General features: G+C 69.1%; 7 protein-coding genes and 2 pseudogenes. 2 read left to right on the forward strand and 7 right to left on the reverse strand.

The features are described 5' to 3' along the window. Positions 1 to 398: pseudogene (locus HCA44_RS20530) on the reverse strand (hypothetical protein); the annotation flags it as partial. 280 nt (positions 399 to 678) lie between these two features. On the opposite strand from HCA44_RS20530, the gene HCA44_RS20535 reads away from it, so the two are divergent. Both HCA44_RS20535 and HCA44_RS20540 read left to right on the forward strand, forming a co-directional pair. Continuing rightward, a complete protein-coding gene (locus HCA44_RS20535) occupies positions 679 to 1,110 on the forward strand; it encodes an ATP-binding protein (protein ID WP_169651189.1) in 432 nt (143 codons plus the stop codon). Further along, complete coding sequence (locus tag HCA44_RS20540; RefSeq protein WP_346764830.1) at positions 1,107 to 1,904, forward strand: SigB/SigF/SigG family RNA polymerase sigma factor; 798 nt, start codon at positions 1,107 to 1,109, stop codon at positions 1,902 to 1,904. Before HCA44_RS20535 ends, HCA44_RS20540 begins: the two co-directional genes overlap by 4 nt. A gap of 22 nt (positions 1,905 to 1,926) precedes the next feature. On the opposite strand, the gene HCA44_RS20545 is transcribed toward HCA44_RS20540, so the two are convergent. The 6 genes and pseudogenes from HCA44_RS20545 to HCA44_RS20570 form a co-directional block, all read right to left on the reverse strand. Next, positions 1,927 to 2,967, reverse strand: coding sequence for an NAD(P)-dependent alcohol dehydrogenase (locus HCA44_RS20545; protein ID WP_169651190.1), 1,041 nt, complete (start codon positions 2,965 to 2,967; stop codon positions 1,927 to 1,929). A gap of 46 nt (positions 2,968 to 3,013) precedes the next feature. After that, positions 3,014 to 6,256, reverse strand: a complete 3,243-nt coding sequence (locus HCA44_RS20550) for a carboxyl transferase domain-containing protein (RefSeq protein ID WP_169651191.1) — start codon at positions 6,254 to 6,256, stop codon at positions 3,014 to 3,016. Next, entirely contained in the window at positions 6,253 to 7,236 is a 984-nt protein-coding gene (locus tag HCA44_RS20555; protein WP_169651192.1) for an NADPH:quinone oxidoreductase family protein, read from the reverse strand. Before HCA44_RS20555 ends, HCA44_RS20550 begins: the two co-directional genes overlap by 4 nt. A gap of 54 nt (positions 7,237 to 7,290) precedes the next feature. After that, the gene (locus HCA44_RS20560) at positions 7,291 to 8,412 is read right to left on the reverse strand and encodes an acyl-CoA dehydrogenase family protein (RefSeq protein ID WP_169651193.1); all 1,122 of its coding nucleotides are present in this window, start codon (positions 8,410 to 8,412) and stop codon (positions 7,291 to 7,293) included. After that, a pseudogene (locus HCA44_RS20565) lies at positions 8,409 to 9,077 on the reverse strand (acyl-CoA dehydrogenase family protein); the annotation flags it as partial. The gene HCA44_RS20560 and the pseudogene HCA44_RS20565, both read right to left, overlap by 4 nt. 88 nt (positions 9,078 to 9,165) lie before the next feature. After that, a partial coding sequence (locus HCA44_RS20570; RefSeq protein WP_169651194.1) for an RNA-guided endonuclease TnpB family protein occupies positions 9,166 to 9,637 on the reverse strand: 472 nt, incomplete at its 5' end.

The following is a 9,637-nucleotide window of genomic DNA, read 5'->3' on the forward strand; positions in this document are numbered from 1 at the left end:
TCGACACGGGTGCTGTAGAGGATGAGAGCACCGGAGGTGCCGTCGAGATCGAGCGGCGACGACAGGCCGCTGCGGATCCCCACCGCGAGTGCGGGACCTGCGAGATCGGGCCGGCGGCGTGCCGCCCGTTCGATGTCGACGCGGACGACGCGTTTCGTCCACTCCGCGCCGCCGCGCCGCGCATCGCGGGCGAGCCGGGAGGCCTGGTCGAGCAACAACGATTCCGGATCGGTGCCGACGACGATCGTCGAGTCGCCCTCGCCTGCCACGTCGCCGGCGCGCGCGTGCCCGACCGCGACGACGGCGGCCGCGTCCGCATCGGGTATCGCGACGACCACCTGACGACACACCGCGGCGAGGACGGACTTCATTTCGTCCTCGTAATCGAGGAGACTCACGACATGCTCTAGCGACGATGTGACGAGATCCACATCGGTGGGCGTGACGGCGTCTCTGGCGTGCGGACGCTCGTGAGCCTTCTGTGACCTGGCGTTCAGCTGGGGTACCCCCGAACGTTGTGGAACCGCGACTCTTTTGCCAACATTACCCGCGACACAGTTCGGCATCGATCGTGTTTGACCAAAGCCTTCACGCGGTATCCAGTGCGTGTGCTGACCCGACCGTTGCCCTGGTGGCTCACCACCAGCAATCGCCTTGTTCGCCGGATCCGGAGGTCTCATGGCTGACGCCAAGACAATTCAACCCGACCAGGAGCAGGCCCATCCTGTCGTCGAGTTGCGGATACGTGCCACCCCGGACCAGCTCCCGGTGCTGCGCGCGTTGGCTGCAGCCATCGCCGTTCACGAAGACTTCGACCTCGACTCGATCGCCGACATCAAGCTCGCGATGGACGAGATCTGCACGTACCTCATCGTGCGCGCCGCACCGGATGCGGTGCTGGTGTGTCGGCTCCAGTACCTCGACAGCTGCCTGCGGGTGGAGGTGTCCACGGTCACCGAGACTCCCGACGACGCGAACCAGCGCTCGTTCGGCTGGCACGTGCTGCAGTCGCTCACCGACTGGGTCGACCTGCAGCAGTCCCCCGACCCCGACTCGGGCGGCTATCTCACCACGATGGCCTTCACCCGGACGAACGGCATACCTTCGTGACAGATGCCGTGAACGAGCAGGCCCGCCAGACACGGTGGCCGGACGAGTATCACGACGTCAAGGAAACATTCGAGCGGCTCGACACCCTCGAACGCGGCGAGGCAGCACACGCGGAACTGCGCGACCACCTGGTCGAACGCTGTCTACCCCTCGCCGAGCACATCGCGCGCCGGTTCGACGGCCGCGGCGAGAGCCACGACGACCTCGTCCAGGTCGCGCGGGTGGGCCTGGTCAATGCGATCGACCGGTTCGACGTGACTCGCGGATCCGACTTCGTGTCGTTCGCGGTGCCCACGATCATGGGCGAGGTGCGCAGGCACTTCCGCGACACCGGCTGGGCCGTGCGCGTGCCGCGTCGCATGAAGGAACTGCATCTCGCGATCGGACAGGCCGTGGGCGAGCTGTCGCAGACCCTGGGGCACGCGCCCACCGTCAGCGAGATCGCGCGCGCACTCGATCTCGACCCCGAGGAGGTCGCACAGGGCCTCGTGGCAGGCAATGCGTACCAGACGCTGTCGGTCGACACGAAGCCCTCGGAACGCTCGGGCGAGCTGTCGATGATCGACACGCTCGGCGACTACGACGCGGCACTCGAAAACGTCGAGAACCACGAGACCCTGCGTCCGCTGCTCGAAGCGCTGCCGGAACGCGAACGGTCGATCGTCATGCTTCGCTTCTTCGGCAACATGACGCAGACGCAGATCGCCGAGCACGTCGGCATCTCGCAGATGCACGTGTCCCGGCTGCTGACGAAAACACTGGCCCAGCTGCGCCGTCAGCTCGGCGACGCGTGAGCGCCCACGCGGACGGCCTCCCTCAGATCGTGGCGGCGTCGATCACGAAGCGGTAGCGCACGTCTCCCGCGACCACCCGGTCGTACGCGCCGTCTATGTCGTCGGCCGAGATCGTCTCGATGTCGGCGCCGATGCCGTGCTCGGCGCAGAAGTCGAGCATCTCCTGGGTCTGCGCGATGCCACCCACCATCGAGCCGGCGAGGCTGCGGCGGTTCTTCGTCAGACTGAACGCGCGGGCCTCGAGCGGCTTGCTCGGCAGGCCCAGCTCGACGAGGGTGCCGTTGATCGCGAGCATCGAGAGGTAGGCGTCGAGATCGAGGTTGACCGACACGGTGTTGAGGATCAGATCGAACCTGCCGCGCAGCGTGCGGAAGGTCTCGGGATCCTCGGTCGCGTAGTAGTGGTCGGCGCCGAGCCGTGCGCCGTCGTCCTGCTTCGACAGCGTCCGGCTGAGCACCGTCACGTCCGCGCCCATCGCGTGCGCGATCTTGACGCCGACGTGACCGAGACCGCCCATACCGATGATTGCGACCTTCGTGCCGGGTCCCGCATTCCAGTGTGCGAGAGGCGAATACAGGGTGATGCCGGCGCACAGCAAGGGTGCAGCGACGTCGAGTGCGAGCGCGTCCGGGATGCGCACGACGAAGTGTTCGGTGACGACGATGTGTGTCGAGTAGCCGCCCTGGGTCCACTCGCCGTCGGCGCCTTTCGCGTTGTACGTGCCCACGACGCCCTCGGCGCAGTACTGCTCTTCGTCCGCGACGCACGCGTCGCACTTCCCGCACGAGTCGACGAAGCAACCGACGCCGACACGGTCGCCGACAGCGAATGCGGTGACGTCTGCACCCACCGCCGCGACGACGCCTGCGATCTCGTGCCCGGGAACGAGCGGGTAGTGCGTGCGACCCCACTCGCCGCGCGCGGTGTGGATGTCGGAGTGGCAGATGCCGGCGAACGCGACGTCGATCAGGACGTCGCGCGGGCCGAGTTCGCGGCGGGCGAGCGTGCTCTTCTCGAACGACGCCTCGGGGCCGGACACGGAGCGTGCTGCAGCGGTAACCATGCCTACATGGCTACTCCACTTCGCGGGGCGGTGCACATCCGGACCCTCACGCACCCACTCTGCTCCCCGCGCCGAGGGTGCGAATCCATGCACGCGTGTCGGCGGGGTCGATCACGTCGTCCAGCTCGAATGCGGTGGCGGCGGTGAGAGCCTTGCCCTGCGCGTACGCGGCGGCGACGAGTTGGTCGAAGAGCACGGTGCGTGCGGCATCGTCGGGTGCGGCGTCGAGTTCCTTACGGAAACCCAGCCGTACCGCGCCTTCGAGGCCCATCGGCCCGATCTCGCCGGTGGGCCACGCGATCGTGAAGTCGGGGGCGCGGAACGAGCCGCCCGCCATCGCCATCGCGCCCAGGCCGTAACCCTTGCGCAGCACGATCGTGCCGAACGGCACGGTCATCCGTGCGCCTGCGACGAACAGCCGGCCGAAGCGCCGCACGGTGGCGTCGCGTTCGGATTCGGGACCGACCATGAAACCCGGTGTGTCGCACAGCGACACCACAGGAATCGCGAAGGTGTTGCACAGCTCGAGGAAGGCGGTGAGCTTGTCGGCCGCGACGGCGTCGACGGCGCCGCCGAGGTGCAGGCCCTGGTTCGCGACCACCCCGTATGCGACGCCCTCGACGCGCACGAACGCGGTGACCGCGCCTGCGCCCCAGTCCCGCTGCAGCTCGAGCACCGAGCCGACGTCGGCGATCGCATCGATCGCGGCCCGGATGTCGTACGCGCGCAGGCGGTTCTCGGGAACGACGTGCCGCGCGACCCGCGGGTCGGGTGCCTGCCACTCGGTGACCGGGCCCTGGAAGTACGACAGGTACTGCTTCGCGAGCGCGACGGCATGCGCTTCGTCGTCCGCGACCAGGTCGACGACGCCGTTGCGCCGCTGGACGTCGATCGGCCCGATGTCCTCCGCTCGGTGCGTACCGAGCCCACCGCCTTCGATCATCGCGGGTCCACCCATCCCGATGTTCGCTTCGGGTGTCGCGATCACGACGTCGCATACGCCTGCCAGCGCGGCATTGCCCGCGAAGCATCGTCCGGACACGATCGACACCAGCGGAACGCGACCGTTGAGACCGGCGAGCGAGCGGAAGGTCCCGACGTCGAGGCCGCTCGCCGCACCCGCGTCGGTATCACCCGGTCGACCACCGCCGCCCTCCGCGAACAGCACGAGCGGAACACGACGGCGCGCCGCGACGTCGATCAGCCGGTCGGTCTTGTCGTGATTGCGTTTTCCCTGCGTGCCTGCGAGCACCGAGTAGTCGTACGACACGACGACAGCCTGCGCGCGGTCGGCACCGAAGATCTCGGCCCCGATCGTCGCGATGCCACCGACGAGGCCGTCGGCGGGAGTGTGCGCGATCAGGTCTTCCTCGCTCCGCCTGCTCCGTTGCGCCGCGAGTACGAGCGGCCCGTATTCGACGAAGCTGCCGTCGTCGACCAGGTCGGTGATGTTCTCCCGCGCGGTGCGGCGTGCGAGGCGGTGCCTCTTGGCGACCGCGGCCGGCCGCGCAGCGTCGAGCGTGACCTCGTGCCTGCGCACGATCTCGTCCAGGTCGTCGCGCGCGCGATCGAGGTCGAGCGCGGCGGAGCCGGCGGTGACGGCGTCGCCGCGTCGCCCCGACACGACCGCGACCGCAGCTCCCGCGCCCACCGTGTCGCCGGGGGCGACGAGGACCCGGGTGACGACCGCGCCTGCGGGGGCGGTGACGACGTGTTCCATCTTCATCGCCTCGAGCACGACCACCGGCTCTCCCGCACCGGCGGTGGTGCCGGCGTCCGCGACCGCGACGACGGTGCCCGTGAGCGGTGCGTGCAGCGCCTCCTCTCCCGAGGCCACCGATATATCCTGTGCTGCTGCGGTATTCGCGTCGCCTGCGAACCGCGCGAGGTTGTCGCCGAAGAATTCCGTCGTGACCGCCCCGGTCACGAACTCGGGGGTGGTGACCACCGCGCGCAGCATGTCGCGGTTGGTGCGGACACCGTCGACCGCGAACTCGGCGAGCGCTGCGTCCGCCTTGCGCACCGCTGCCGCGAAGTCGGTGCCACGTACGTGCACGATCACCTTCGCGAGCAGCGAGTCGTATCGCGTGCTCGGGGTCAGACCGGGAAAGCCGTAGGTGTCGACGCGCACGCCTGGGCCGGAGGGCACCGAGAACGTGGCGAGGGTCCCGCTTTCCGGCACGGCGGTGCCGTCGGCGGTCACGGTCTCCATGTTGACGCGACACTGCATCGCGATGCCGCGTGCGTCGATCGGCTCCCCGCTGCTCGCGTCACCGCGCGCCGCGACCGCGTCGGGCAGCGCGAGGTCGGCGAGCTGCGTGCCCTGCGCGACCTGCAGTTGCAGCTCGACGAGGTCGAGGCCGGTCACCTCTTCCGTCACGGTGTGCTCGACCTGCAGACGCGGGTTGACCTCGAGGAACACGAATCCCTGTGGGCCGACCGACGAACCGACGAGGAACTCGACCGTCGCGAGACCGCGGTAGCCGACCGATACGCACAACCGAACCGCGGCATCGTGCAGTCCGCGGCGGAGCGCGTCGTCCAGTCGCTGCGCAGGTGCGATCTCGACGAGTTTCTGGTGCCGACGTTGCACGCTGCAGTCGCGGTCGCCGAGCGCGACCGCGTGTGTCATGCCCCCGGTGTCCGTCGCGAGCACCTGTACTTCGATGTGCCGGACGTCGACCGCGAGCGCTTCGGCGAACAGTGCGGGATCGCCGAATCCGAGCTCGGCCTCCGACGCGCACACCCGATGCGCGTCGGCGAGCTCGGATTCGGCACGGACGGGGCGTATCCCGCGACCACCGCCGCCCGAGACTGCTTTGACCATGATGCCGCCGGGGCTGCGCCGCAACAGCTCGGCCATGTCCTCCGGCGCCGCCCCGGAGCCGGTCGCGTCGAGCACGGGCACTCCGGCCGCGACCGCGGCCGCCCGCGCCGACGCCTTGTCGCCGAAAATGTCCAGCACGTCGGGCGACGGTCCGACGAAGACGAGCCCTGCGTCGTGGCATGCACGCGCGAACTCGGCGTTCTCGCTGAGGAATCCGTATCCCGGGTGTACGAGGGTCGCATCGGCGTCGAGCGCTGCCTTCACGATCGCCGTGTGATCGAGATAGACCGACGGCCCCTCGCCGTCGAGTGCGATCGCACGATCGGCGGCGCGCACGTGCGGGCTGTCGGCGTCGTCGCGCGCATACACGGCGACCGTGCGCATACCGCACTCGGCCGCCGTACGCACGACGCGCAGCGCGATCTCGCCGCGATTGGCGACCAGCACGGACGGCGTGGTCACGGCACGAACACCAGGCGCCCGACCGTGCTACCCGAGCCGAGACGGCCGAGACCGTCGGCGACGTCGCCGAGCGAGAGTCGTTCGCTGACGAGTGGTTTCACCTTGCCCTCGTTCGCGAGCCGCGTCAGTTCCGTGTGGCAGTCGGTGATCGCCTGCCGGTTGTACTGCTTGTACAGGCCCCAGTGCAGTCCGATGATCGAGTAGTTCTTGATGAGGGCATGGTTGAGGCCCGGTGTCGGGATCGTGCCTCCCGCGAAGCCGATCACCAGGATGCGCCCCTCGAAGGCGATGCATTTCGTCGAGCGCGTGTAGGAGTCGCCGCCGACAGGGTCGTACACGACGTCCGCGCCGTGGCCGTTCGTGTACTCCTTCACGATCGGCACGAAATCGTCGGTGTGCCGGTCGATCACCAGGTCGGCACCGAGATCGCGGCAGTACTGCGCTTTCTGTTCGCCGCCGACCACCCCGATCACCGTGGCGCCCGCAGCCTTGCCGAGTTGCACCGCGGTGCTGCCGACGCCACCGGCCGCAGCGTGCACGAGCAGCACCTCGCCGGGCCGGATCGTGGTGCGGCGATGCAGCGCGAACCAACTCGTCTGATAGCCGATCGTGAGCGCGGACGCCTCCGCGTCGTCGAGCGCGGAAGGCGCGGGAAAGGCGTTGTCCACGTCCATGACGGCGTACTCGGCGAAGCTGCCGCCGGGCAGTTCGGGACTGCCGACCACGCGGTCGCCGACCGCGAACCCGGTGACTCCGTCACCGACCTGCACGACCTCGCCGCACAACTCGACGCCGGGAGTGAACGGCAGCGGCGGCGTGATCTGGTACTGCCCGCGGCACAGCAGGACGTCGGGGAAGTTGGCGGGCGCCGCGAGAACCCGGACGACGAGCTGCCCCGGGCCCGCGGTGGGGTCGTCGATCTCGTCGAGCGTCAGGACGTCCTCGGGTTCGCCGTTCGCGGCGACGCGCCATGCCTTCATCGAGTGTTCCTCTTTCCTGCAGATGCTGATGTTGAAAGGTGCGGTGAATCGTCTTCACGCAGACGGCAGGTCGACGAGTTCGCCGAGCCGGGCGCGATACGCGTATTCGGTGCCGAACGCGAGTTGACTGCTCTTGGCGCGCTTGAGGTACAGATGCGCGGGATACTCCCAGGTCATCCCGATTCCACCGTGCAGCTGGATGCACTCCTCCGCAGCGCGCACCGCGAGCGGGCTGCAGTACGCCTGTGCGACGGCCGTCGCGGTGTCGGCGTCGTCGTCCCGATCGCAGGCGTCGGCGGCGCTGCGGGCCGCGGCTCCCGCCGCGCCCACGTCGAGCCACAGATCCGCGAGACGGTGCTTGAGCGCCTGGTACGAGCCGAGGACTCGGCCGAACTGCCTGCGCTCCTTCAGATATCCGAGCGTGGTGTCGAAGCACCACTGTGCCACCCCGAACTGCTCGGATGCGAGGAGCGCCGCTGCGGTGCGGAGCGCGTCGTGCACCGCCGCGTCGGCTCCGCCGGAGCCGACGCGCACCGACTCACGCGTGTCGAGTCGCACGTCGGCGATCGGCCGCGTCATGTCGAGCGCAAGCACCGGGTCGACGGTGACACCGGGCGCGTCACGTGCGACGCGATGCAATTCGAGCCCGTCCGGGCCTGCCGCAGGCACCACCAGCACGTCCGCCTGCGCGGCGCCCGCGACGGAGCGAACGGCACCGGTGAGTGCGCCGTCCACCACCCGCACACCGGCCGGGGCCGTGAAGGACGGTGTGGAGAGGGAGACGACGAGCGCCGCGGTCGACTCGCCCGAGGCGAGCGCGGGCAGCAGATCGGTGTCGCCCGCACCGCGCAGTGCGAGCGTCGCGAGCACCGCGCTGGTCAGGAACGGCACGGGTGCGACGGCGCGGCCGAGTTCTTCGAGCACGACCGCCGCTTCTCGTGGGCCCGCACCCGCGCCGCCGAGCGCCTCGGGAACGAGCAACCCGGCGAGGCCCATGTCGGCCGCGAGAGTATGCCACAGCGGCGTGAAGTCCTGCGGGCCGGCGTCGTAGACCGACGCCACGTCCGCCGGCACACAGCGTCGTTCGAGAAGTGCGCGCACACTGGACCGCAGTGCGGTCTCGGTGTCGGTGTAGAGGAGGTTCGCTTCGCTGTTCTGCTCGGCCGTGACCGTCATCGGGGCAGATCCTTCCAGGCGATGTCCTTGTCGACACGATGTTCCGGCGGCAGTCCGAGCACCCGCTCGGCGACGACATTCCGGAGGATCTCGGACGTCCCACCCTCGATCGAGTTGCCCTTCGCGCGCAGGTAGCGGTATCCCGGTTCACGACCGGTGAAGTCGACCGTGTCGGGTCGCCGCATCGACCAGTCGTCGTAGCGCAGGCCGTCGTCGCCCGCGAGTTCGAGCTCGAATCCGGAGATCGCCTGCGCGAGGCGTGCGAACGCGAGCTTCGCACCCGAGCCCTCCGGGCCGGGCTGGCCCACCGCGAGTTGCTGCCGCAGGCGCACACCCGACAACCGAGCGACCTCGGACTCGGTCCACAACCGCATCAGATCGTCGTGCATCGCGGGCACACGGACCTCGGGACGCGTCCGCCACGTGTGCGCGACCTTCCCGATCATGCCGCCTTCACGCGGAGCCCCCGAGCCGATCGCGACACGCTCGTTGTTGAGCGTCGTGGTCGCGACCTTCCAGCCCTGGCCGGGCTCGCCGAGGCGTTCGGTGTCGGAGATCCGCACACCGGTGAGGAACACCTCGTTGAACTCGGCCTCCCCGGTGATCTGCCGGAGCGGCCGGATCTCGATGCCGGGATCGCTCATGTCACACAGGAAGTACTTGACGTCCTCCCGGTCGTGAACGACCAGGATTCCTACAGCGGCACGTCGTGCCGCTGCGGTGGGTTCCTGTTTCACCGGGACCTGCCTTCCGCTACGCGGCAGGACTTACGGTCCCTCCACAGGCGTTTAACCTCTCCGCACGTCCTGCGGCGAGGATGTTGATTGCAGCGTTCAGGTCGCGGTCGTGGACCGCACCACACGCTGCACACGTCCACACTCGAATCGAGAGCGGCTTCGGCCCGTCGACCACTCCACACGCCGAGCANGCGGCTTTCTCCTCGAGCATCCGGATGAACATGCCCCACCCGACGTCGTGCACCGACTTCGCCAACCGAGTGCGCGCCAACCCCGACACCGCCAGGTCCTCGACGAACACCGCTTGGCTGTCGCGGATGATCGCCGTGGACTGCTGGTGCACGAAGTTGCGACGCGAATCGGCCACCTTGGCGTGCGCCTTGGCGACACGCAGACGCGCCTTGGCCCGGTTGCTCGACCCCTTCTCCTTGCGGGACAGGGTCTGCTGCGCCTTGCGGAGCGTGCGCTCCGCACGCCGCAGAAACCTC

Source organism: Rhodococcus sp. HNM0569, from assembly GCF_012726205.1.
Taxonomy (GTDB): Bacteria; Actinomycetota; Actinomycetes; order Mycobacteriales; family Mycobacteriaceae; genus Rhodococcus_F.